At 41.8% G+C, this 23,500-nt stretch carries 21 protein-coding genes; 16 read left to right on the plus strand and 5 right to left on the minus strand.

From position 1 onward, the window contains the following. The first annotated feature begins 59 nt into the window (after window positions 1–59). The 5 genes from pepV to MKY15_RS14880 are packed head-to-tail and all read left to right on the plus strand — an operon-like array spanning window position 60 to window position 4,882. A complete protein-coding gene (gene pepV, locus MKY15_RS14860) occupies window positions 60–1,466 on the plus strand; it encodes a dipeptidase PepV (RefSeq protein ID WP_187047282.1) in 1,407 nt (468 codons plus the stop codon). Between the two features lie 2 nt (window positions 1,467–1,468). Next, entirely contained in the window at window positions 1,469–2,323 is an 855-nt protein-coding gene (gene dat / locus MKY15_RS14865; RefSeq protein WP_338652947.1) for a D-amino-acid transaminase, read from the plus strand. Between the two features lie 32 nt (window positions 2,324–2,355). Beyond that, window positions 2,356–3,336, plus strand: a complete 981-nt coding sequence (locus MKY15_RS14870; protein WP_342537882.1) for a nuclease-related domain-containing protein — start codon at window positions 2,356–2,358, stop codon at window positions 3,334–3,336. Window positions 3,337–3,355: 19 nt separating this feature from the next. Beyond that, window positions 3,356–4,003, plus strand: coding sequence for a tRNA (guanosine(46)-N7)-methyltransferase TrmB (trmB, locus tag MKY15_RS14875; protein ID WP_067207493.1), 648 nt, complete (start codon window positions 3,356–3,358; stop codon window positions 4,001–4,003). A 33-nt stretch (window positions 4,004–4,036) separates the two neighbouring features. Further along, window positions 4,037–4,882: an MBL fold metallo-hydrolase gene (locus tag MKY15_RS14880; protein ID WP_342537883.1), complete on the plus strand. Its 846-nt coding sequence runs from the start codon at window positions 4,037–4,039 to the stop codon at window positions 4,880–4,882. Between the two features lie 188 nt (window positions 4,883–5,070). Here MKY15_RS14880 and MKY15_RS14885 read toward each other — a convergent pair whose 3' ends face one another. Next, window positions 5,071–5,385 carry a peptidase M4 gene (locus MKY15_RS14885; RefSeq protein WP_067207498.1) on the minus strand — a complete coding sequence of 105 codons (315 nt, stop codon included), beginning with the start codon at window positions 5,383–5,385 and terminating at the stop codon, window positions 5,071–5,073. A 177-nt stretch (window positions 5,386–5,562) separates the two neighbouring features. Here MKY15_RS14885 and MKY15_RS14890 point away from each other — a divergent pair, with 177 nt between their 5' ends. The 9 genes from MKY15_RS14890 (at window position 5,563) to MKY15_RS14930 (ending at window position 15,562) form a co-directional block, all read left to right on the plus strand. Further along, window positions 5,563–6,636: a M42 family metallopeptidase gene (locus MKY15_RS14890; protein ID WP_067207501.1), complete on the plus strand. Its 1,074-nt coding sequence runs from the start codon at window positions 5,563–5,565 to the stop codon at window positions 6,634–6,636. 76 nt (window positions 6,637–6,712) lie between these two features. Then, window positions 6,713–7,234 carry a DUF84 family protein gene (locus MKY15_RS14895; protein ID WP_342537884.1) on the plus strand — a complete coding sequence of 174 codons (522 nt, stop codon included), beginning with the start codon at window positions 6,713–6,715 and terminating at the stop codon, window positions 7,232–7,234. Between the two features lie 99 nt (window positions 7,235–7,333). Next, complete coding sequence (locus MKY15_RS14900) at window positions 7,334–7,849, plus strand: hypothetical protein (protein WP_067207506.1); 516 nt, start codon at window positions 7,334–7,336, stop codon at window positions 7,847–7,849. 480 nt (window positions 7,850–8,329) lie between these two features. After that, window positions 8,330–9,148, plus strand: a complete 819-nt coding sequence (locus MKY15_RS14905) for a DUF1444 domain-containing protein (RefSeq protein ID WP_342537885.1) — start codon at window positions 8,330–8,332, stop codon at window positions 9,146–9,148. After that, window positions 9,145–9,750 (plus strand): YtpR family tRNA-binding protein, encoded by a 606-nt coding sequence (gene ytpR / locus MKY15_RS14910; protein ID WP_338652943.1) that lies wholly within the window; start codon window positions 9,145–9,147, stop codon window positions 9,748–9,750. Before MKY15_RS14905 ends, ytpR begins: the two co-directional genes overlap by 4 nt. A gap of 94 nt (window positions 9,751–9,844) precedes the next feature. After that, entirely contained in the window at window positions 9,845–12,454 is a 2,610-nt protein-coding gene (locus MKY15_RS14915) for a DNA translocase FtsK (RefSeq protein WP_342537886.1), read from the plus strand. 114 nt (window positions 12,455–12,568) lie between these two features. Then, complete coding sequence (murC, locus tag MKY15_RS14920; RefSeq protein ID WP_067207514.1) at window positions 12,569–13,882, plus strand: UDP-N-acetylmuramate--L-alanine ligase; 1,314 nt, start codon at window positions 12,569–12,571, stop codon at window positions 13,880–13,882. A 256-nt stretch (window positions 13,883–14,138) separates the two neighbouring features. Next, a complete protein-coding gene (locus tag MKY15_RS14925; RefSeq protein ID WP_067207516.1) occupies window positions 14,139–14,633 on the plus strand; it encodes a DUF948 domain-containing protein in 495 nt (164 codons plus the stop codon). Window positions 14,634–14,845: 212 nt separating this feature from the next. Continuing rightward, window positions 14,846–15,562 carry a YtxH domain-containing protein gene (locus tag MKY15_RS14930; RefSeq protein WP_338652941.1) on the plus strand — a complete coding sequence of 239 codons (717 nt, stop codon included), beginning with the start codon at window positions 14,846–14,848 and terminating at the stop codon, window positions 15,560–15,562. Window positions 15,563–16,155: 593 nt separating this feature from the next. On the opposite strand, the gene MKY15_RS14935 is transcribed toward MKY15_RS14930, so the two are convergent. Beyond that, a complete protein-coding gene (locus tag MKY15_RS14935; protein WP_340741799.1) occupies window positions 16,156–18,168 on the minus strand; it encodes a cell division FtsA domain-containing protein in 2,013 nt (670 codons plus the stop codon). A 288-nt stretch (window positions 18,169–18,456) separates the two neighbouring features. Between MKY15_RS14935 and MKY15_RS14940 the strand changes: the two genes are divergently transcribed. Further along, on the plus strand, window positions 18,457–19,542 hold the full coding sequence (locus MKY15_RS14940; protein WP_067207524.1) for a bifunctional 3-deoxy-7-phosphoheptulonate synthase/chorismate mutase: 1,086 nt from the start codon (window positions 18,457–18,459) through the stop codon (window positions 19,540–19,542). A gap of 66 nt (window positions 19,543–19,608) precedes the next feature. Here the strand turns inward: MKY15_RS14940 and MKY15_RS14945 are convergent, their stop codons facing one another. After that, window positions 19,609–19,740, minus strand: coding sequence for a hypothetical protein (locus MKY15_RS14945; protein WP_255428627.1), 132 nt, complete (start codon window positions 19,738–19,740; stop codon window positions 19,609–19,611). 445 nt (window positions 19,741–20,185) lie between these two features. Between MKY15_RS14945 and ccpA the strand changes: the two genes are divergently transcribed. Further along, complete coding sequence (gene ccpA, locus MKY15_RS14950; protein ID WP_067207526.1) at window positions 20,186–21,184, plus strand: catabolite control protein A; 999 nt, start codon at window positions 20,186–20,188, stop codon at window positions 21,182–21,184. A 491-nt stretch (window positions 21,185–21,675) separates the two neighbouring features. On the opposite strand, the gene MKY15_RS14955 is transcribed toward ccpA, so the two are convergent. After that, window positions 21,676–22,842 (minus strand): acetoin utilization protein AcuC, encoded by a 1,167-nt coding sequence (locus tag MKY15_RS14955; protein WP_067207529.1) that lies wholly within the window; start codon window positions 22,840–22,842, stop codon window positions 21,676–21,678. Next, on the minus strand, window positions 22,839–23,486 hold the full coding sequence (locus MKY15_RS14960) for an acetoin utilization AcuB family protein (protein ID WP_067207531.1): 648 nt from the start codon (window positions 23,484–23,486) through the stop codon (window positions 22,839–22,841). The genes MKY15_RS14955 and MKY15_RS14960 overlap by 4 nt, the downstream gene beginning before the upstream one ends. Between the last annotated feature and the right edge of the window lie 14 nt (window positions 23,487–23,500).

The raw sequence follows: 23,500 nt of genomic DNA on the forward strand, positions 1-23,500 counted from the left end.
TCTTTATTTTCTTGGGCTAACGTGTGAAAATAGACTTATTGTGAAAGAAGGTGCCTTGAATGTCTAATTGGGAAAATGAAGCTTTAAAAAGACAAGAATCTCTGCTAGCTGATTTACAAAGTTTAATCGCTATCCCTTCTGTACTTGATGAAAGTGCGGCAACTAAAGATTTACCATTCGGACCGGAACCAAAACGTGCACTCGACTGGCTGTTAGAAGAAGGTCGAAAAGCGGGAATGCTTGTGAAAAATGTAGATAATATGGCGGGGCATATTGAGATGGGGGAAGGGGACGAACTCATCGGGATCCTTTGCCATGTCGATGTCGTGCCAGCAGGAAGTAATTGGATACATGAGCCGTTTGGCGGTACTATCGAGGACGGAAAGCTGTTTGGTCGCGGTGCCATTGACGATAAAGGACCGACTATAGCCGCTTGGCATGCGATGAAAATAGTCCGGGATTCAGGTATCACGATGAACAAACGAGTGCGGCTCATTATCGGAACAGATGAAGAAAGTGGTTTTCGATGTGTGAAGCGCTATTTTGAAAAAGAAGAAATGCCAACTATTGGATTTGCGCCAGATGCTGATTTTCCCATCATTAACGCCGAAAAAGGAATTGCTTCTATCCTATTTAAACAAAAGGTAGTAACTTCAGATGGACAACTATTGCTATTCAAGTCAGGAAATAGGACAAATATGGTGCCAGATTATGCAGAGGCACACCTGGCAGAGGAAGTTGTATTTGACAATGAACAGTTTGTTACATTTTTGAATATTCATGACGTAACAGGGGGAGTTTCCACTGATAGTGGTAAGACCATCATCAGTTTGAATGGAAAATCAGCACATGCAATGGAGCCAGATAATGGCGTCAATGCCGCCGTCCTACTTGCTTCTTTCCTGAATCGCATATTGAAAGAAGGTCAATCAAAAGACTTTACACAATTCATGTTTGATGCATTTGCTAATGAATCTCGAGGACTGTTCTTAGGTTTGGCGTTCAATGATGAAATGTCAGGCGATACAACGCTGAATGCGGGTATCGTGACATACAATCCCACAAGTGGTGGGGAAATTAATGTTAGTATGCGTTATTCAGTCAGCTATCTATTTGAAGAGAAAATGACGACATGTATGAAACGGTTAACGGAAACACCTTTTTCGGTCGATATTGGATCGAACTCTGCACCGCATCATGTGGACGCAAACGACCCCCTTATTCGGACGTTGCAAGAAGTGTATACTGATCATACTGGAGAACATGCAGAACTATTGGCAATCGGGGGAGGAACGTACGCACGTGTCCTTGAAAAAGGGGTTGCTTTTGGTATGCTATTTCCTGGCAGGGAAGACGTAGCTCATCAGGCAGATGAATATGTTTATATAGATGATTTAGTGAAAGCAACTGGGATCTATGCAGATGCAATCAGCCGACTCGTATCTGAAAAAACGGAAGGGGAATAAGGATGACAGTATACTTTATTGATGGACAGTTTACAGAACGTGATGGATTGGCTATTTCGATTGATGATCGCGGTTATTATTTTGGTGATGGCGTGTATGAGGTAATTAAAGTATATGGTGGAGAATTATATACTGCGGAAGAACATATTGATCGTTTATTTCAAAGTGCTACGAAGATAAAGATGACAATCCCTTATGCTGAAGTACAATTGATGGAGATTGCCCGTGAATTAGTGGCGAAAAATAATATTTTGGTTGGACACGTTTATATCCAAGTGACACGGGGATCCGCACCAAGGATGCACCAATTCCCTGATCCGACAGTCCCACCAGTTGTGACTGGATATGCAATTAACAACCCAAGACCTATGAGGGGCATAGAAAACGGAGTTGGGGTCAAGTCAGTAGCGGATGTCCGTTGGCTGCGTTGCGATATTAAAAGCCTTAACTTGCTTGGCAATGTTCTCGCTAAGCAAGAAGCGCATGAAGCGGGTTGTATAGAGGCATTGCTTCACCGTGACGGTGTTGTTACCGAAGGTTCTGCATCGAATATGTTTGGGGTAAAGGGTGGAACAGTCTATACTCATCCTGTGACAAATCTTATTTTGAATGGAATTACGCGTCAAGTTGTACTTGGTCTGTGTGAGGAGCAAGGAATTCCTGTCGTCGAGAAATCCTTTACAATAGATGAAGCTTTTGAAATGGATGAATTTTTCTTAACGTCAACGACATCTGAAGTAACGCCAGTCATTTCAATCGACGGACGTCCTGTAAGCTCGGGAATATTGGGACCATTGACAATGAAGTTACAAAAAGCATTCAGCTCGCAAATCCCATCTTTTATAGCGGATGAATAATAATGTATAGTATGTGATTGGAGTGAATGGACATGGCGCAACTTGTTAAACTGCTTGACTATGTCTCCCGTTACGAGCAAGATCTTACGCGTTATCCTTCGCAGTATATCCGTTTGAAAAGGTATCAATGGGAACGTATGAAGACCCAGTGGGAAAGTGGAGCGGATTTATCAGAATGGCAACAGGATATTAAAGAGGTAGTAGAACCGGAAGAGAACAAATGGTTTTCTCCTCTACTTCGGGTCTTCGGCCAACGTAAAGATGTTGAGGCAGAGCAATATCACGACAATAGCGAAGATGAAAAAGGTGATAAGGAAGAGAATTTTGGATTTAGTCCAAATCTGATTCATAACCCCTCAAGTCTTGAGCACTTAAGAAGACTTTATTTGGATCAACTATTTCATTTTCAAATCAAGTGGGCAAGTTCGACGTTAATGGACAAGTCAAGGGTTGAATCTCGCTTTTTCCGAGATCCACTTTTACGAAGTTTCGCTCAGAATCTTCCGGATAATTATTTGTTGTTCTATTATCCAATCTTACTACTGAAGAAAGCACCTGTTGAACTAGACATTATCATTGTGACACCTGTTGAATGCATGTGTATTACGGTGCTTGAGAAAGAAGACGTTGCAGCGTTTAGTGGGAGCGGGGACAGATTCTGGTTAAAGAAGCTTGGGGAAAAAGAAACGAAATTTCTAAGCCCGCTTATAGCATTGAACAGAACTGAAAAGATTGTTTCGAGTATATTGAAAGCACAAGGTATCGATTTTCCTGTACGTAAATATTTGATTTCACGTAACGGGTATATCGATCACCCAGGTTCGGCATTCGATGTTGATATTATCGATAGACGGTCATATGAGGACTGGTTTTCTGCACTTCAGAAATTGCCGGCTCCGATGAAATCTACGCAATTCAAAGCGGGCCAGGCAATACTTGACGTGGGGCAAACTACTTCAATAAGCAGATTATTTGGCGATGAAGAACAACCAGAAGATGGCAATAACCTATAAATAGAAAAGAGTGTATATAATGAGGCTTCGTAATAAACCATGGGCAAGAGACTACATGGCAGAACACCCAGATATCCTATTAGCTGAACCAGAAAAAATGATGAATGGATGGCATACCTTGTTTGGAAATGGCAATCCAATACACATTGAAGTTGGATCAGGTATGGGCCAATTTATAATTGGTATGGCTGTTGCCAATCCAGATGTGAATTATATTGGCATTGAGCATTTTGACAACGTTATCGTATCTGCGCTTGAAAAGGCTGTTGAAGCAGAAAAGCCATCAAATTTACGACTATTCCGTGCAAATGGAATGGACCTTGCAAAGATCTTCCACAAAGGGGAGATAGATAGGGTGTATTTAAATTTTTCTGATCCGTGGCCGAAAACGAGAAATGCGAAAAGAAGATTGACGCATGAAACATTTTTAAAACTTTATGAAGAGGTACTAGCAGAAGGTGGAGAAATTCACTTTAAAACAGATAACCGTCTGTTGTTCGAGTACTCACTCGTCTCAATGTCTCAGTACGGTATGAAGTTAGGTTTTGTATCACTTGATTTGCATGCAGAGATGCCGGAAGATAATATTATGACGGAATATGAAGAGAAGTTTTCAGCAAAAGGACACCCGATATACAGACTTGAATCACATTTTACTAATTCTTGATAGAAACAAGTAAGGGAATGGGGGAATGTTTCTGTGGATACTTATACATTTCATGATATGACGTTGACATGGCTGGATGGTAGTGGCAATTTTTTAGACGGCGGAACTATGTTTGGGGTTGTTCCAAAAGCACTGTGGTCAAGACGTTATGAAGCGGATGAACAAAACCGTATTAAAATGAGAAACGATCCGATTCTCATTCAGTATAAAGGAAAAAATATATTGATTGACACAGGGCATGGAAAAGGGAAACTCAGTGAGAAAATGATGAAGAATCTAGGCATAGTTGAAGAGGCAAGGGTTGAGGGGAATCTTGCTGAGCTCAGTTTGTCGCCAGAAGACATCGATATTATTCTCATGACGCACTTGCATAATGATCATGCAGCGGGTTTGACGGAATTACGCGAAGGGGATTTTGTTTCTGTATTCCCAAATGCTGAAATTTACGTTTCACAAATCGAATGGGATGAAGTACGTAATCCGAATATTCGTTCCAGAAATACATATTTAAAAGAGAACTGGGAGCCTGTTGAGCAGCAGGTGAAGACATTCGAAGGAAGCATTACAATCATGCCAGGAATCGAAATGATCCATACAGGCGGTCATAGCGATGGTCATAGTATTATTAAATTGACACAGCATGGTGAGACGATTCTTCATATGGCTGATATTATGCCTACACAAGCACATAGTAATCCGTTGTGGGTTCTGGCTTTTGATGATTACCCAATGACGTCAATCTTTGCTAAAGAGAAATTGATGATAGAGGCGCTTGCTGGGGGCTATAAGTTTACGTTTTATCATGATGCCTATTATAGACTTGTAAAATGGGATGCTAGCGGAAAAGAAATCATCGAATCCGTTACAGTTTCTAGTTAGGTTGGGTTAAAGAATTCCATTAATTTCGCTCCCGCGCTCGGGATGCTTCCCGCCTTAAGCCTGATCGTTGCACGTCTTTATAAGCTCAACATATATAGCCATTGGTTAATTAAAAAACCGCCACACTACCAGAGGAGTCTGGGAATGTGACGGTTTTTATTGATATATATAGACTTCGGCGCATTGTTTTAAGCTTTTATGAGTTCAACGACTGTACCTGTTTTTGCATCTGCTGCAAATTCGAATTGTTCCAGTTCGCCTTCTTTAATGCGTGATATGCCGCCGCGGTAAACGTCCATTGTAATGACTTTGTTTGTGAAAGGCTCAGTTTTCATGACGATCCATGAACCATCTATCGGACCTTCATTTTTAAAAGCATCTTTAATTGTGTTTAGAACAGAGTCTGCTGAAACATTTTGGTTAACTCGATCGATTGTTTCGCTAACAACAATACCAGCCGCAACACCCGTTAATACTCCTGCTAGGAAATCTGATACTTTCATTCTTTTTACCCCCTATAGTCGGTATTTCAAACAGTGTACCACAATTTTACTTATCTTTGCCAAGCCAGTCTATTGAAATAGTAATTCGATTTCCGAATTAAACGATGGAAAGTTTCTGAATAATCGACTACACTATATACAGTAGGTACATATATGAAAAGTGGGAGGAACTATTTAATGCAAAAAGATACACTTGAAATGTTTAGGACTTTGACCGAACTTCCGGGTGCCCCTGGTAATGAACATGCAGTTCGTGGTTATATGCGTGGAGAACTTGGGAAGTATTCTGATGAATTGATCCAAGATAATCTGGGGGGGATTTTTGGCGTTAGAAAAGGGCCTGAAGATGGCCCGCGTATAATGGTTGCGGGTCATATGGATGAAGTTGGATTTATGGTTAGTCAGATTACGGATAACGGAATGATTCGTTTCCAACCGCTTGGCGGATGGTGGAACCAAGTACTACTAGCGCAACGCGTTGAAATTATTACGGATAGCGGTCCAGTTATTGGTGTCATTGGTTCGATTCCGCCGCATTTGTTAAGTGATGAAGTACGAAATAGACCAATGGATATAAAAAATATGCTTATCGATATTGGTGCAGACGATAAAGAAGATGCGAAGAAAATCGGCATTCGTCCAGGTCAGCAAATTGTTCCAGTTAGCCCGTTCACTCCGATGGCGAATGACAAGAAAATACTTGCTAAAGCTTGGGATAATCGCTATGGTTGCGGACTCGCAATCGAATTGTTAAAAGAAGTGCACGGTGAAAAATTGCCGAATAATTTGTACTCCGGGGCAAATGTTCTCGAAGAAGTTGGACTTCGTGGTGCTGCGGCAGCCGCAACGATGATCAATCCGGATTTATTCTTTGCGCTAGATGCAAGTCCAGCAAATGATGCCACGGGTGACAAAAATGAATTCGGTCAACTTGGAAAAGGGACATTACTCCGGATTTTTGACCGTTCTATGATAACTCACCGCGGTATGCGCGAATTCATCCTTGATATGGCAGAGACACATAATATTCCTTATCAGTACTTCCTCTCACAGGGGGGGACGGATGCAGGACGGGTTCATACGTCGAATGAAGGTGTTCCAAGTGCTGTCATTGGTATTTGTTCACGCTACATCCATACATCGGGATCTATCATTCACACCGACGACTACGCAGCAGCGAAAGAGCTTCTTGTGAAACTTGTTAAGGCGTGTGATAAGACAACTGTAGCAACGATTAAAAGTAACGTATAATTATAAACTGAAATCCGTCCTTGCGCTATTAAATGGCGTAGAGGACGGTTTTTTACTTGGATGGAGGAGAATATGGATGGAATTTATGATAGGATCTACGAACCCTGCAAAAGTAAAAGCAGTTAAGGAAGTTTTGGCAATTCATTTTCCGCAGGCACTTATTGCTGATACTGAGGTAGGGTCAGGTGTTTCAGACCAACCTTTTAGTGATGATGAAACTAGGCTTGGTGCAATTAATCGTGCACTACGCGCAGCGGGGAAGGGAGCAAGTGCAATTGGAATCGGGCTGGAAGGTGGTGTCCGGATTCTTGAGGGACAGATGTACCTCTGTAACTGGGGTGCGTTGACACTTCCTGATGGGACGAGGTTTACAGCGGGAGGTGCACAGATTCCATTACCGAAAGAAATTGCGGATGAGTTGATGGCTGGGAAAGAACTGGGTCCGGTTGTCGATACTTATTTCAAGTCGAGCGGAATTCGGATGAAGGAAGGAGCTATCGGAATGCTGACTGCGAACGCGGTAAAACGCGATGAACTATTCGTACATATTTTACAGCTTTTGGTGGGACAATATAAATACCATCTGCAATCCCAGTAAATATCGAAGTGCTTGATTGCAACGTGTTTTGGTTGCAAGTAATCCGTAACAACATTAAAATGATAAATAGTGTTTAAATTAATGATTGGGGGAAATCGAATGTTCCGAAAATGGAAATTCATATTCCTGTTGACGATATCTGTATTAACGCTTGTAGCATGTGGAAAAACGCTTGACGAAAGTGCAACTTCAGGAGTCGAAGCGGCGAGAGAAGCATTTCACTCGAATGATAAAAAACGTACTGAAGAGATTGACGGCATTAAACTATATCTACCTGCCGGATTTAAGATGAATGATAAGTCAGATGCACAAAATATCGTCTTTACGAAAAAAGAAGAAACATTTATCCTTTTTGTCAATCCAAATGAAAAAAATGACAGTAAACTGTTTTATGATTTGCTTCTTGCTGATAAAAGCAAAGAAATTGTCGAGCAGGCAACGTTTACGGATGAAGGCATTTTTGGTTTTGCGGCGGTAATCAAAAGCGGCAATGACGATGTTGAGCTTATGACGAGCGTGGGCGGATCAAAAATGACGACAATGACGAAAAAAGGAAACATCGAAGAAAACCTAGCAAGAATGATGGAAATCGTGCGTTCTATTAATCAAGAATAGATGCAATTTTCCGAGAAAAGTAAGAAGGTATAAGATTTTCGACAAGGAACAGTGGCTAGGCTTCAGGCGCCAGCCGCTTGGAGGCCCACAGGATGTGGGTCACGTAGCCATTGCCGCAGGACGCGGCGTACTTAGGCTAGGTTCCTTGAAAGCAATCCAGCTATGTGGCAAAGTGCGCCACGTCGCTGGATTGACTTATGCCCGTCGCGTCTAAACGGCGCCTTGCGCTTTTCTAAGTGTCTAGGCTTCAGGCGCCAGCCGCTTGGAGGCCCACAGGATGTGGGTCACGTAGCCATTGCCGCAGGACGCGGCGTACTTAGGCTAGGTTCCTTGAAAGCAATCAAGCTATTGTGGCAAAGTGCGCCACGTCGTGCCTACAAGGATGCAGGCATACAGTCGTTGCGACAGGACGTCGCGTACTTAAGTTGCGTTCCTTTAAGGCGCCTTACGCTTTTCATATATGAATGGAGGAAAAAATAGATGAATTCTGCGCAGCTTGTTGAAATTTTAAAAGAGCATCTTCCATCTGAATATTTCAAGTGGCGATTTGACCGGAAAACGGATAAGGTTCGTCTAGAGCATTCGGTTCTAAAAAAAGGGATGGATATTTCACTCCCGGAAATTCTTGTGAAATATGAACAGAAAAAAGAGGCGGCAATAAAAGAAATAGTTTATACAATTGGTGAGACGTTTAAAGCGATGGAAAAAGAACAATCAATAGGATTCTCTGATAGTACGATTATTTATCCTGTGATCAGGTCTTCATCGTTTCCGAAAGAATCTGCTGTAGGACATCGTTTTCTTATGAAGGACCATACGGCTGAAACGTGTATCTATTATGCACTTGACCTTGGAACTACCTACCGGTTAATTGATGAAAGTATGTTGGAGTCTCTTGGTATGTCTGAAACGGAGATAACAGAGTCTGCATTATTCCGTGTAAGAGCATTACCGACCGCGATGAAGAAGGATGAAGTCTCGGGTAACATCTATTACTTTGTCAATAATAACGATGGTTATGATGCTAGTAGAATATTGAACAGCACATTTCTGAAAGAGATGGAAGCGAAAATCGAGGGTCATATGACTGTTTCTGTCCCACACCAAGATGTACTAATTATTGGTGATATCCGGAACGATACGGGGTATGATGTACTTGCGCAAATGGCTATGCATTTCTTTACCACTGGCACTGTACCGGTTACATCTTTATCATTTATCTATGAAGATGGAAAACTTGAACCAATTTTCATTATGGCTAAAAATCGTTTAGCAAGAAGGGAAGGAAAGAAAAAGTGAATATTTTTTATAACATAAATGGTGTTGGTGATGTGTTGCTTGTGCAGCTTGCACTTACACGTCCAGAATCTATTGTAACTAAGTCACAAGGGGATGTTACGTTAATCCATGACGAGGTTACTGGAGAATTAACTGCATTTAACCTATTCAATGCATCATCTTACGTGAAAAATGAAGCAGTCGGGGAAGTTGAGCTGACTGAAGAGGTGGCAGGGCAATTGCAAGACGCACTTCTAAAGAATGGCGTAGAGATTAAACTTGACATAGACTTTACACCAAAGTTTGTTGTAGGACATATTTTGACAAAAGAAAAGCATCCGAACGCCGATAAGTTAAGTGTTTGCACGGTCGATGTTGGCAGTGAAACAGTTCAAATTGTCTGTGGAGCACCGAATGTGGATGCGGGCCAGAAGGTTGTTGTCGCGAAAGTTGGAGCTGTTATGCCATCTGGAATGGTCATTCGTGATGCAGAATTGCGTGGGGTTCCATCGGCTGGAATGATTTGCTCAGCAAAAGAACTAGGTTTGCCTGACGCGCCTGAAGAAAAAGGGATTTTAGTACTAGATAACAATGCTGTTACTGGTGAAATCTTCACAAAATAAGAGCACGAAAAACGTACCGGTTTGGTACGTTTTTTTGTTTTCATAAATTGATTTGATTTTGTCGTGTCAGTACTGTTAAAATAGAGTGATTGACATGAAAAGAGTGATAGTCTTGAGTTGGTTTAAAACAATAGTAGACCGGTTATTTGGACCGGATGAAGACAATAATAAAGTGGAAACAGAATATGAAAAAACTGAAAATGAAATTGACGAATCATTAAATAAAAATGAAACTAGTAACAACACATCATTTCGCTTTCCGATTATCTCAGATGCAGAAATATATGGTTGGGACGATGAATCTGTTACTGAAGTAGATTATCCGAAATACACAACTAAAAATAAAGATGCGGACGATAATTATGAAACGAAACCACTTTCCGAAAATGCTAAATGGCCAAGTGATAACAGAACAGTCAATATCTTTAGGGCTGATTCATTACAAAAATATGGCGTAAAAGAGAAAGGAAAAAGAAGTTCTTTCTCCTCCACAAAAAAGGCTCTTCAGGAGGAACTTCCACCGAAAGTGAATGTGACGGTACAAAAACGTTCCAGTAAGCCATTTACACCGACCGCAGTACCTTCGCCCGTTCATGGATTTATTAATCCAAGGAGAGAAGTAACGACACCTTTAAAAACGGAAGAAGTGAAGTTGCAGCCACCGGAAGAAAAGGTAGTTGTTACAGAATCACAGTTGACAAAGACGGATGAATTTTATTATGAAAATGAAAAAACGAGTAGTATACCAATTTTGAACGAGGACTTTGTGATTGAAAATGACAGCAGAGAACTCACATCTAGTGAGATAGAGCCGCTAAAAGTTGAAGTCTACGAAACTGAAACGACAGTAACTGAGGACGAAGAGACCGTAGTATTGCCAGATGCCATAGAGCTTTCTAAGGATGAATTTGCTACAATCAAATCACTAGTGATTGAAGAGGACTTTAAGGGAATTATTTCGGATGAAGTGGACCATACTAAGGATGCGTTACCTGATGTAGAGGCTGAAGTAAAAGTAGAGCCCTCTCCAGACATTCCAGAATTGGTAGAACAACAAAGTCAAGTAACAAAAAAAGAACGGACTGTTCCATTCAATGTATTGATGTTGAAGTCCGATAAAGAGAAGCTAAAAGTAGTAGAACCTTTAAGTGTTAAAGTTCCAAATGAAAGCAAAAAAGTAACTATCTCTGAGCCGATAAGTACGAAACCTTTGGTCGACATTCGAGAAGAGGTTTTGGTAGAGACGAAAGAAATAGCTGGCGAAACCTTAGAAGAAGAGGAACCCTATTACGCATTCCCGTCACTGGATTATCTGATCCCCCCTGAATCACAAATCGAAGATACAGAGTGGCTGGAATCGCAATCTGAAAAGCTTGAGGAAGCGTTGTCGCACTTTGCGGTTAAAGCGACCGTTATCGAAGCGATGCAAGGTCCGACAGTCACTCGTTTTGAACTGACTGTCGGAGTGGGGACTAAAGTGAGTAAAGTACGTAATTTAACAGATGACCTAAAATTGGCGCTAGCAGCCGAAGATATTCGTATCCAAGCACCGATTCCCGGAAGAAGTTCCATAGGAATTGAAATTCCAAATCGGAAGACAAGGCCTGTTCGGATATCCGAAGTTATTGCGACGGAACAGTTCAGAGCTTCCACGTCTCCCCTTGAGGCTGTGCTTGGATTAAGCCTAACTGGAACACCAGTAACCTTAGATCTCCGCAAGATGCCACATGGTATGATTGCTGGGGCTACAGGTTCAGGTAAATCCGTCTGCATTAACTCGATTTTGGTCAGTTTGCTTTACAAAGCTACACCAACAGACTTGAAAATGATGCTGATTGACCCTAAAATGGTAGAACTTGCACCATTCAACGGCATACCACATCTAATTAGTCCTGTGATTACGGACGTCAAAGCTGCAACTGCTGCACTAAAATGGGCAGTGGCGGAAATGGAAAGACGTTACGAGCTACTTGCTCATGCAGGTGTGAGGGATATCGAGCGTTACAATAAAGCAGTTGTAGAAAGTCGTCGGTTCTCTTTGAAGATGCCTTATCTTTTAATTGTCATTGATGAACTTGCAGATTTAATGATGATGGCGCCGGCAGATGTCGAAGTATCAATTAGTCGAATTGCACAAAAAGCACGTGCATGCGGTATCCACTTGATCATCGCGACACAGCGTCCTTCTGTCGATGTTATTACAGGTACAATCAAAGCGAATATCCCAACACGAATCGCATTTTCAGTTTCATCACAAATCGATTCTAGGACAATAATTGATTCCCCTGGAGCAGAAAGGCTTCTTGGGAAAGGTGACATGCTATACATTGGAAATGGACAATCTTCTGGCGTTCGACTACAAGGTACATTTGTCACGGATGAGGAAATAGAGCGTATAATAGAACACGTTCGGAATGAGGCAACACCAGATTATTTATTTGGCCAAGAAGACCTTCTTGCAAGTAGTATTGAAGAAGAAGGAGCCGATCCACTTTTTGAAGAGGCTTGTCTCTTTATCCATGAAACAGGCAGTGCATCAACGTCTCTGTTACAACGTAATTTTAGTATCGGATACAATCGAGCCGCCAAACTAATGGATCGAATGGAGAAAAGTGGATTCATCTCAGGGCCGCGGGGAAGTAAGGCACGCGATGTCTTTTTGACAGAAAGTGATCTCGATCGACTTACAGATCGTATAGAATAGTAAGGAGCCTTGCAATGCGGGCTGTAAATCAAAATACTTAACTGATAATTGTAGAGGGAATAAACTAATGATATTTAATTAAGGGGAACAGAAATGATCCCGGGAGGTTGCATTATGACGTTGTTCCATTTTACTGGCATTAAGGGCGCTGGAATGAGTTCGCTCGCCCAAATACTTCACGATTCTGAGAATGAAGTACAAGGTTCAGACGTGGAGAAATGGTTCTTCACAGAAGATCCGCTCCATGAAAGAAAAATAACTGTGTTGAAATTTGATGAAAACAATATTAAATCAGGAATGACAGTTATCGCAGGAAATGCATTTCCTGATAGCCATCCAGAACTTATAAGGGCTAAGGAACTTGGCCTCGAAATTATTCGATACCATGACTTTTTAGGAAAGTATATGGAGAAATTCATATCGATCGGAGTTACAGGCTCACATGGTAAAACATCGACTACCGGTTTGCTTGCTCATGTGTTATCTGGACATTCACCTACTTCCTATTTAATTGGAGATGGTACGGGAAGTGGCCCAGCAGACAGCGAGTACTTTGTATTCGAAGCTTGCGAATATAAAAGACATTTCCTGGCATACGAACCTGACTATGCGATTATGACAAATATCGATTTTGATCATCCAGATTATTTTAAGGATCTAGCGGATGTGATGGACGCATTTGGTGAAATGGCACTCCGGGTGAAGAAAGCCCTAATTGCCTGCGGTGATGATAGACACTTGCAAAAAATTCAGGCCAATGTTCCAGTGCTCTATTACGGATTTGAAGAGTCGAATGATTTTGCTGCGAAAAATATCATCAAAACTGTGGAAGGTTCATCCTTTGATGTTTTTGTAAGGAATGAGTTTTATCATACGTTTACAATACCGCTGGCTGGGGATCATGCAATCTTGAATTCGCTAGGCGTAATTGCGCTCTGTCATTATGAAGGAGTAAAAGCGTCCACTATTCAAGAAAAACTGTCTACTTTTCATGGTGTTAAAAGGCGCTTTACGGTAATGGAAATAGCAGATCGAATTATTGTGGATGACTACGCTCATCACCCTACTGAAATCCAGGCGACATTGCAAACTGCGCAACAGAAATATCCTGACCGTGAAATTGTTGCGATATTCCAACCGCATACATTTACGCGGACCGCTGCCCTTTTGAATGAATTTGCGGAAAGTCTTTCAACTGCTGACCACGTCTATTTATGCGATATATTCGGGTCCGCACGTGAAAAGGCAGGTATTTTAACCATTAATGACTTGATTAATATAATTCCGGGTGCAAAGCATCTTGATCTTGATGATAATAAATCACTTGAATCTCATGGAAACGCAGTATACCTCTTTATGGGGGCAGGCGATGTTCAGAAATACATGAGCGCATTCAAGTCTTACCTTGATAAAGAAGAAACGGTTTAACAGGACACTATATAAGTTGAATGTATAGCATAGTTATATAAACAGCTTGACCCTGGACGGGAAAGATTTAACTTGATCCAGGGCTAGCTGTTTTTTCGTTTTGGGAATGAATAAGTTGTCACAAAAAATAAAATGAATTCTAGTTTGATGAAGGAAAATGAAGACTAATGTCGAAGAAGTAATAATGTGTATAACGTTTATTTTACCTTCGACAAGGGTAGACAATGTTATATGAGTATTTGAAGGAGGCAGTACCGTGGAGAATTTACTGTACATAGCGGCAATTGTCGCTGCAATCGCATTTTTGATTTTATGCATTAGTTTAGCGAGGACCCTATCCTCATTGAAGAACACATTACACAGTGTTTCTGGAACAATGGAAGGGTTGACAACTCAACTTGAAGGGGTAACAACGGAAACAACAGAACTTCTTCATAAAACAAATCAACTTGCAGAAGACATTCAGCAGAAAGCCGAAAAACTGAACACTGTTGTCGAAGCTGTGAAAGGCGTAGGCGAGTCTGTCACAGTACTTAATTCCTCCGTTAGAAGGGTTTCCAGCAATATCGCTACAGAGGCAGAACGGAACAGTGACAAGATTGCACAAATCGTTCAATGGAGCAATGTGGTTATCGATATAATGGGTAAAGTAAAGGAACGGAAGACAGGTAAGGCAAGCGCGAAAGGGTGGACTGTTTACAAGCCAGTACCAGGCCAAAAGAGATTGCCTAGCCCGAATAAAGGCAGATAAATAGAACTTAAATATGAAGTATTTAAGTTGAATATATAAATGCGTGTTTAAATTACGTGAAGGCGCCATAATTGGGGTAACCGAAAGCCCTAAGACTGTGGTGAAAGCTGCCTGGCTTAGGGCGAGAGGCATCTTCTAGCGTCGTAGCGGATACAATAGGATTCATTATTTCAACATATATATATAGACTTAAAAAACAGGAGGAATTGGATATGAGTGAAGAAAACAAAGTGAAATCAAATAATAATGACCCACAATACAACCAGGGTGGTCAAGGTTATGAAAATGCGTATGGCCAACCATCATACCTACCGGCAAATTATGATTATAACAAGGACTATACAGATTCTTTCTATGATGAAAATGAAAGTTCAGGAGCGGGAAGCTTCTTAATGGGTGCACTTGTGGGAGGAGTTATCGGAGCAGCTGCGGCACTATTCTTGGCACCAAAAACGGGTAGTGAAATGCGAGGAAACCTTACAACTCAAGCAACTCAACTGAAAGATAAGAGTATTGAAATCAGTTCTGTTGCGAAGGAAAAAGCTACAGAGCTAACTTCGGTCGCAAAAGAGAAGACTGGTGAATTATCGAAAACAATCCAAGAACAGTCTGGACAACTTGTCGATAAAGTGAAATCGATGAAATCGAAAACATCTATGCCGATGGATGATGGAACAGCATCTTCTGAAGGCGAAGAGTCTATTGATTTTGTTGATACAGCTAAATCCAAAGTTGAAAATACTATTGAGGCTGGAGAAGAAAGTATTACAGCTACTGCAGAAGCTGTAAAAAAAGCAGTCGTGGGAAAAGCTAATAATGCTGAGAAAGCTACAACTGGAAATAGTGATGTCTCTTATGGTAATAGCGAGAACCTTGGTAAAGATAAAATAACTAACCAGAACTATGTGTCAGACATTCTTGAAAAATAAAAAGTAATAGAAAAAAGTCCGTCTACTCAAATATGAGTAGATGGACTTTTTTTAAAGGTAAGCAAGTATAAATGTTCCTACCAAGGCGTTTCCGCTTTTCTTGTTGTCTAGCTCCAGGCGCCAGCCCCTCGAGTCGCTTCAGTCTTGCAGAAAAGGCAAAGAGCGCCTTTATCTTCAAGACCTCCAGCGCTTGTCGGGGCTAACCGGCGTCTTCCGCTTTTCTTGTTGTCTAGACTTCAGACGCCAGCCCCTCGAGTCGCTTCGGTCTTGCAAAAAAGGCAAAGTACGCCTTTATCTACAAGACCTCTAGCGCTTGTCGGGGCTAACCGGCATCTTCCGCTTTTCTTAGTGTCTAGACTTCAGCGCCTAGCCCCTCGAGTCGCTTAGGACCTCAAGTTAAAGGGCAAAGAGCGCCTTTATCTTAAGGTCCTTCAGCGCTTGTCGGGTCTCCCAAGGCGCTTCCGCTTTTCTTATTGTCTAGACTTCAGACGCCAGCCCCTCGAGTCGCTTCAGTCTTGCAGAAAAGGCAAAGAGCGCCTTTATCTTCAAGACCTCCAGCGCTTGTCGGGGCTAACCGGCGTCTTCCGCTTTTCTTAAGTAAAACTAATTTCAAGTCTGTCGCCGCCGAAAATAGCATCGTTGAATCCGATTGGTGTGTCGTTTCGAAGCAGTTTATAATTACTTGATGGGTTTTCGGGTAAACTATAATCTGTAAACGCAAAGATGTCGCCAAAAGTAATAGGACTTTCACTTAGTGATACAAAATCAAGATGATCCCCAGGTTTTACAATGGCAGATACTTCAGCACTATGCCCGTTTAAAGTAAAGGTAAGACGTGGTTTTTGAATTGTGACGGGTTCATTGTTGAATAGTACTGTTAGTTTATCGAACGCCTTTTTACCTATCTCAGCTACAACTTCATCTATGGTAGGGAATGGCGGTTTTTGGGTTGTAATTCGGTCTCCATCTTTCAGTACGTGCGATGGCTGCACCGAAGTCCCCATGATGAAGAACTCGTTGTTCTTTTTTTTCAAGGTGACCGTTCTTTTATTGACGGATACTGTGAAAAGATTGTCCTTTAAAAGGTCATTTCGATGTGCTTTTTCAAATACTGCCGCGACTGTCTTGGTGTGTGAAACTGTGATTTTATCACGGTCTTGTATCGATGTATCGATGCTTTTTAGAATTCCATTAATATGAATAAGGGGCTCCAATTGCACGGCAACTCCGTCCAACATTGCACTGATGGCTCTCATATCCTCAACAAGGTCACGCACAGTCGCTATTGCGTTAGTACCATCACTGCCGGGAAGTAAGTCGATTGTATCTCCATTTTTAATGCAGTCTTTTGTACTTGCTTTTACCCCATTTAATAGGATTGTTGAGGGTGTACCATGTTCTCCAGGTATTATTATATCATTGTCATTTACTGTTATCGTCATTCCAAGTCCGGGCATACCGTATAGTTGACGGGCTTTAATGTTTGCTGCAAGGAGTGCATCACTGACGGTCATCTCTTTTAATTCGAAGAGTCGTAGCACCTTGTCATTTACGGACACGGACATATAATGAATCGGCGCTCTTCTTGCTGCGATAGCGATACCGATTGGTGTGACGAGTTCTGGCGATGAAGCTATACCGGGTTCCAATGTAATTCCCGAGAGAGCATCCAACCCACGAATACCTACCCTGTTTTCGGGTAGTCCTAGGCATATACTAATTTCTTTTGTCAGCCCCGGCGTTAAACTACCGCCGCCAACAACCATGACTGCTTTAGGGGAAACTCCATTGTTCAGGCGCTTGATTTCATCCGAAATGGATTTGGCAAGCCGATCTACAGCAGGTTTAATAATAGCGGTTACATCACTTGAAGCAACATTATCTTCAAAGCCGAGAATGTCTGTCATGACAATTGTATCTTCTGTTGTAATACTTCTTTTTGCAGTCTCAGCAAGTTGGAAGTCAAGGAGATAATGGTTGCTGAGTGCTTCTGTAATTTCATCACCTGCAAGTGGCACCATCCCGTAAGCCACAACGGTGTTGTTATCGGTAATAGCTATATCTGATGTCCCTGCACCTATATCGACAAGCGCGACGTTTAGGCGTCTCATGGATGGTGGGATTAGGACGTTGATAGCTGCAATCGGTTCCAGTGTCAGGGCTTCCATTTCGAGTCCTGCACGTTTGAGCGCAGAAAGAAGTGATTCGACGACGACTCGAGGAAGGAATGTCGCGATGACGTCAACAGAAGCAGACCGTCCAGCCTGATCAATCAGGCTACCTATTTCATCACCTTCAAGTTTATAGTAAAGAACGGAATAACCGACACAATAATAATAGTCGTCTTTTGTCACTGTATCGGAGGACAGCAGTTTTTGCTGGGCTTGTTGGACTGCTGCAAGTTCTAAACGATTGACGTCTTCGTCAGCAATGAGGGACCTTTCTGAAATATCGATAGCCATTGACCCTTCCGATGTTTTCAATGCACGACCTGCGGCAGCAACACTGACCCGTTTCAAAGGACCGTGCTTTTCCTCAAGAATTCCTTTGATTTCTAAAATGACGTTTGCAACACTTAAAATGTTATGTATTTGTCCGTCAATCATTGAACGTTCCTTATGTTCAATCGAAACAAGATCAGCAACATGAAAAATACCATTGTCTTCAATCAGGATGATTCCAACGACAGAACGCGTCCCGATGTCGAGTGCAAATAGTGTAGTAGCCAGAATTATTCATCCTTTCTGTCGATAAATGTCCCGTATTTAAAAGAATAAGTAGAAATAACGTGACTTTTCAAATAGTCTTCTTTATACTTAGGTCTATTATCAAAAATGTAACATATATTCTTCTCTACTGAAAGAGAATTATATATACGGGGAGGAGACGGACAGATGAGACAAAATGATTTAGATGAATTGCGCGGCCGTGTAAACGAGCTGAATGGTAAAGTTTTGGATCTTATTAACGAAAGAACAACTGTGGTCCAAGAAATTGGTAAAGTAAAAGAAAAGCAGGGTGTTAATCGGTATGATCCGATTCGCGAACGTGAAATGCTTAACTTCTTAAAAGAATCTAACAACGGTCCGTTACCTAATGGAGTACTTGAACAGATTTTTAAAGGAATATTCATGTCTGCACTTGAGATACAAGAAGACGACCAACGCAATGCTTTGCTTGTTTCCCGTAAGAGAAAAGCCGAAGATACGATTGTCGACATTAATGGCCATAAAATTGGGGACGGAACACCGTCATTCATTTACGGTCCATGTGCAGTCGAATCATATGAGCAGGTTTTAGCTGTTGCATTGTCCATCAAAGCAAAAGGGTTAACGATGATAAGAGGAGGAGCTTACAAACCTCGTACATCGCCATATGATTTCCAAGGTCTCGGCCTTGAAGGTTTGAAAATACTTAAACGAGTTGCTGATGAAACAGGTCTTTCAGTTGTTACGGAAATTATTACGCCGTCACATCTCGAAGAAGCACTTGAATATATCGATGTAGTTCAGATTGGCGCACGTAACATGCAAAACTTCGAATTGTTGAAAGAAGCTGGAATGATTAATAAACCAGTTCTTCTAAAACGTGGACTTGCAGCGACAATCGATGAATTCATTCATGCAGCTGAATATATACTCTCTAAAGGTAATAGCCAGATCATCCTTTGTGAACGTGGTATCCGTACATATGAACGGGCGACTCGCAACACATTAGATATCTCTGCCGTTCCAATCTTGAAGCAGGAGACGCATCTTCCGGTCTTCGTTGACGTAACACACTCAACAGGTAGAAAAGATTTGTTACTACCTACAGCGAAAGCTGCGATAGCAGTTGGGGCGGATGGCGTAATGGCTGAAGTGCACCCAGATCCAGCTGTTGCATTATCCGATTCTGCACAACAGATGGATCTGCAACAATTTGATGAATTTTATGACGCAATTAACCAATTCATGAACACGCACACAACAATCTCATGAGTAGACGCCGGGCCTATAATGGTTCCGGCGTTTTGATTACATAGGTCACATCTGTTGATTAAACATCTACTTGCATAATACACTGGTAAGAAAGGCTTGAAAATCATCATTTTCACTGGACCATTTCCGGCTCGCTTGCGGCGAAATAATCATGATACCTTTACCGAGGACAGGAGTGGCTAGAAATGACTTCGTCATTCTTAGCCACTCCCTTTGGGAAGGAATTGCAATTCATTCCTCCATGGTCATCTTGTCACGAATATTTCCTTTGCTGAAAAAAGACAAAACAATGGGGAAGGCTTCAGCCGCCAAAATTGTATCTTTGGCGGCTTTTATCTAGATAAGAAGCCCCGTTATTCTTTCGTCCCGAAAAGCTTTAGCGCTTTGTGTACATATGCCTTTGGGGAGCGACGGGTGAACGATAACCATACGATTACCGGAAAAATGTATATGAATGCGACTTTATGGCTTCCATATACATCAAGATATCCCGGTAATCATATAAGAGTCATTAAACCAAAGAAATCCAAACGTAACTGTACACGAGCGCCTAGTATTTGATTGAGTTATTTACTCGTTAAATTTGGTTAATCAACACATGTGACATAAGGTATAATGAATGTATATAGAAGGAGGAATTTTAATGGCTATAACGATTTACGACGTAGCCAGGGAGGCTAATGTTTCAATGGCAACGGTCTCCCGTGTCGTTAACGGCAATCAAAATGTAAAACCTGCAACGAGAAAGAAAGTTCTCGACTGCATTGAACGGCTTGGCTATCGACCGAACGCAGTTGCGAGAGGTCTGGCTAGTAAGAAGACGACAACAATCGGAGTCATCGTTCCTGATATCTCGAAAAGTTTCTACTCGGAGCTTTCCCGTGGAATAGCGGACGTTGCGACGATGTACGAATATAATATGATCCTGTCGAACTCCGATGAGAGCACAGACCGAGAAGTAGAATTAATAGAAGACCATCTCGGTAAACAGGTGGACGGGCTCATCTTTATGAGTGATTCGATTTCTGATGAAGTTCGTGCCGGAATGTCCACAGCGAATGTTCCGATCGTTTTGGCTGGAACGTTGGACGTGGAAAAACAATTAGCAACGGTGAATATTGATTATGAAGAAGCTGCTTATGTGGCGGTCAATAAATTAATTCGAAATGGTCATACGAAAATCGTGTTTGTTTCGGGGCCATTTACAAGAGATATCAACCGTATCAGTAAAAAAGTGGGATACATGAGAGCCCTCCAAGATGCGGATATTCCAGTCGATGAGCAGTTTGTCATTGAAATGGAAGATACGTACGATGGTGCATATGAGGGCTGGAAACAAATCCGTGAATTGCAGGGTCAACCAACTGCCATCATTGCAGGAAGTGATGCGATTGCTGTCGGTTTGTTGAATGGAATTAGGGATGGAGGACTATCTGTACCTGAAGATTACGAACTCATCTGTTTTGAACATTCAATTTTGGCAAGGGTAGTAAGACCGCAACTCACTTCTATTGTCGTTCCGCTCTATGATTTGGGTGCAGTGTCAATGCGTCTGTTGACGAAATTGATGAATGGGGAAGAGGTTGAAGAGCAACAGGTCATTTTACCTTTCCGGCTTGAAGAACGTAAATCTATGAAATGAAAAAAGAGCAATCTTATCAATCGGATATATCCGGCTGAAGGGGATTGCTCTTTTTGAGGAATAATACTGCTATTTGTCACGTCTGTTGAATAACCAAAGTAACCAGCAAGTAACTTGATCACACACTGGCTGCGACGTGTATAGTTGCATTTGGATTGCTTTGGATTGGAATTGACTTCTATTACGATTACCGGATGTCTGGATGCGTAGGGTAGTCCTTCATCCGTCGTTCTTCAACTACATAAGTACACGAAGTGCATTTAGAGCTTTTTAGGACGAAAGAATAGCTGGCTTCTTAACTAGAGAAAAGCCGCCAAAGATGCAATTTTGGTGGCCGAAACTTTCTATAGGGTTTTCTCTTTTTTATTAAAGAAGTGTCACTTCTAGCCATACATGCCTCTCGGTAAAAATGTCACGAATATTTCGCCGAAAGCGAGCCGGAAATGGTCCAGTGAAAATGGGGGATATCAAGCCAGTCTCACCAGACGTGGTTATTTGTCAATTTTTTCGTTGCGGATCATATGTAAGGCTCGGCTAAGCATCTGTGCATTTTTCTCGTTGATTTCATCTTTTCGTGGAATAGGTTCGTATAGTGGTACAGGATCCTCCCAAGTCGGAATAAGTGTAACGGGAGACTGCTCCTGCCACGTTGATAACCAGTCCTCTGGCAGTGGACCAGTAGGTGTAGGGATATTTTTCATCGCCAGCCAAATATGAGCCCAAGCCCTTGGGACAACGCGCCAGATATCATATCCGCCACCACCGACGGCTATCCAGCGGCCTTCGCAATATTGCTCTGCAATTTCGCGTGCAACTCGAGGGATTTCTTTATAAATATCCATTGTTCCATAAAGGTGGGTTAAGGGATCGAAATAATGCGCATCTGCACCATTTTGTGTCAAGATGACATCGGGTTTGAAAAATTCAGTCACTTCTTTTATGGCTGTTTTATAAACAGAAAGGAATGACTCATCCTCTGTAAAAGCGTCAATCGGGAAATTAAAGGAAGTCCCATAGCCAGAACCATTGCCGCGTTCGGTTATACTTCCGGTTCCAGGGAACAGATAACGCCCAGTTTCATGGATGGACAGTGTACAGACTGTAGGGTCATCGTAGAAGCTCCATTGAACGCCATCTCCATGATGAGCGTCTGTATCGATATAAAGAACGCGTGCCCCGTACTTTTTTTGTAAGTACTTTATGGCAACTGAACTGTCATTATATACACAAAAGCCGGAAGCACGTCCATGAAATCCATGATGCAGACCTCCGCCTAGGTTCAATGCATACTTAGAGCGTCCTTGCATCACTTCATCTACCGCAGTCAATGTACCGCCGACCAGCATAGCACTGGCTTCATGCATATTCGGGAAAATTGGCGTATCCTCTGTACCGATACCGTAAATGCTACCAACATCCTCAGTTAGTTCACCTTTACCAGCCTTTTTTACTATTTCAATAAATTTTTTATCATGAGCGAGAAGTAATTCTTCGTCTGTTGCCATGCGAGGGGCGATGATATCGCTATCTTGAATGGCCCCAGATTTCTTTAAAAGGTCGAGAGTCAAGAGAATTCTTTTTTGGTTAAATGGATGTGAATCTGAAAAAGAGTATCCAAGTTGTTCTTCTGAAAAGATGAAAACGGCATCTTTTTTCATACGTCAATGCCCGGGACATTTGGCCAAAGGACCTCAAATCCGCTTACCTTTAATCCCTCAATAATTTTGAGAGGATTCATTGAGTTAATCCGGATGACAAGAATTTTATTTGCTTCGTTCTCTTTATCGGGATAGACGAGCACACTCAAAACGTTTAATTTCTGCTCGTGGAAAACTTTGGATACTTCGAAAAGGATTCCAGGTGTATTAGGAACCCGTACTTCTATTTGTGAGCCAGGTTGATGTGCGCCCGTTAATTCAATATATTTGTAAAGTAAATCCGTTTCAGTGATGATTCCAACTAATTTTTTATTGGACACTATTGGCAGTGAACCGATTTTATTATCATAAAATAGTACCGCTGCTTCTTCAACAAAGTCCATTGGATGTCCGGTAATCGGATTTTTCGTCATCACTTCAGAAAGTAAAGTATCATATGGGCTACTGTCTTTTATTTCGGAAATGGACGAGGGAACAACTTCTTTCAAGTCTCGGTCTGTCACGATGCCGACTACTATGCCATCCATAGATAGGATTGGCAAGTGGCGAATTTTTCTATCCCGCATGGCGTCAAGTGCATCTTTTACCGTATTTTCTGGTGATAGGGTTAGAACATCTTTTATCATTATTTCTTCAATTAGCATCTGATTTATCCTCC

The sequence above is a fragment of the Sporosarcina sp. FSL K6-1540 genome, assembly GCF_038620285.1.
Taxonomy (GTDB): Bacteria; Bacillota; Bacilli; order Bacillales_A; family Planococcaceae; genus Sporosarcina; species Sporosarcina psychrophila.

What these genes read in the sequence shown, in the direction of transcription:
- MKY15_RS14955 (WP_067207529.1), bottom strand. Translation starts at nt 22,842, where the DNA reads ATGAAAAAAGATGCCGTTTTCATCTTTTCAGAAGAACAACTTGGATAC.
- MKY15_RS14915 (WP_342537886.1), top strand. Translation starts at nt 9,845, where the DNA reads ATGAAAAGAGTGATAGTCTTGAGTTGGTTTAAAACAATAGTAGACCGG.
- MKY15_RS14935 (WP_340741799.1), bottom strand. Translation starts at nt 18,168, where the DNA reads ATGATTGACGGACAAATACATAACATTTTAAGTGTTGCAAACGTCATT.
- MKY15_RS14940 (WP_067207524.1), top strand. Translation starts at nt 18,457, where the DNA reads ATGAGACAAAATGATTTAGATGAATTGCGCGGCCGTGTAAACGAGCTG.
- MKY15_RS14895 (WP_342537884.1), top strand. Translation starts at nt 6,713, where the DNA reads ATGGAATTTATGATAGGATCTACGAACCCTGCAAAAGTAAAAGCAGTT.
- MKY15_RS14960 (WP_067207531.1), bottom strand. Translation starts at nt 23,486, where the DNA reads ATGCTAATTGAAGAAATAATGATAAAAGATGTTCTAACCCTATCACCA.
- ccpA (WP_067207526.1), top strand. Translation starts at nt 20,186, where the DNA reads ATGGCTATAACGATTTACGACGTAGCCAGGGAGGCTAATGTTTCAATG.
- MKY15_RS14890 (WP_067207501.1), top strand. Translation starts at nt 5,563, where the DNA reads ATGCAAAAAGATACACTTGAAATGTTTAGGACTTTGACCGAACTTCCG.
- MKY15_RS14885 (WP_067207498.1), bottom strand. Translation starts at nt 5,385, where the DNA reads ATGAAAGTATCAGATTTCCTAGCAGGAGTATTAACGGGTGTTGCGGCT.
- MKY15_RS14905 (WP_342537885.1), top strand. Translation starts at nt 8,330, where the DNA reads ATGAATTCTGCGCAGCTTGTTGAAATTTTAAAAGAGCATCTTCCATCT.
- trmB (WP_067207493.1), top strand. Translation starts at nt 3,356, where the DNA reads ATGAGGCTTCGTAATAAACCATGGGCAAGAGACTACATGGCAGAACAC.
- dat (WP_338652947.1), top strand. Translation starts at nt 1,469, where the DNA reads ATGACAGTATACTTTATTGATGGACAGTTTACAGAACGTGATGGATTG.
- MKY15_RS14930 (WP_338652941.1), top strand. Translation starts at nt 14,846, where the DNA reads ATGAGTGAAGAAAACAAAGTGAAATCAAATAATAATGACCCACAATAC.
- murC (WP_067207514.1), top strand. Translation starts at nt 12,569, where the DNA reads ATGACGTTGTTCCATTTTACTGGCATTAAGGGCGCTGGAATGAGTTCG.
- MKY15_RS14900 (WP_067207506.1), top strand. Translation starts at nt 7,334, where the DNA reads ATGTTCCGAAAATGGAAATTCATATTCCTGTTGACGATATCTGTATTA.
- MKY15_RS14945 (WP_255428627.1), bottom strand. Translation starts at nt 19,740, where the DNA reads ATGACGAAGTCATTTCTAGCCACTCCTGTCCTCGGTAAAGGTATCATG.
- MKY15_RS14870 (WP_342537882.1), top strand. Translation starts at nt 2,356, where the DNA reads ATGGCGCAACTTGTTAAACTGCTTGACTATGTCTCCCGTTACGAGCAA.
- pepV (WP_187047282.1), top strand. Translation starts at nt 60, where the DNA reads ATGTCTAATTGGGAAAATGAAGCTTTAAAAAGACAAGAATCTCTGCTA.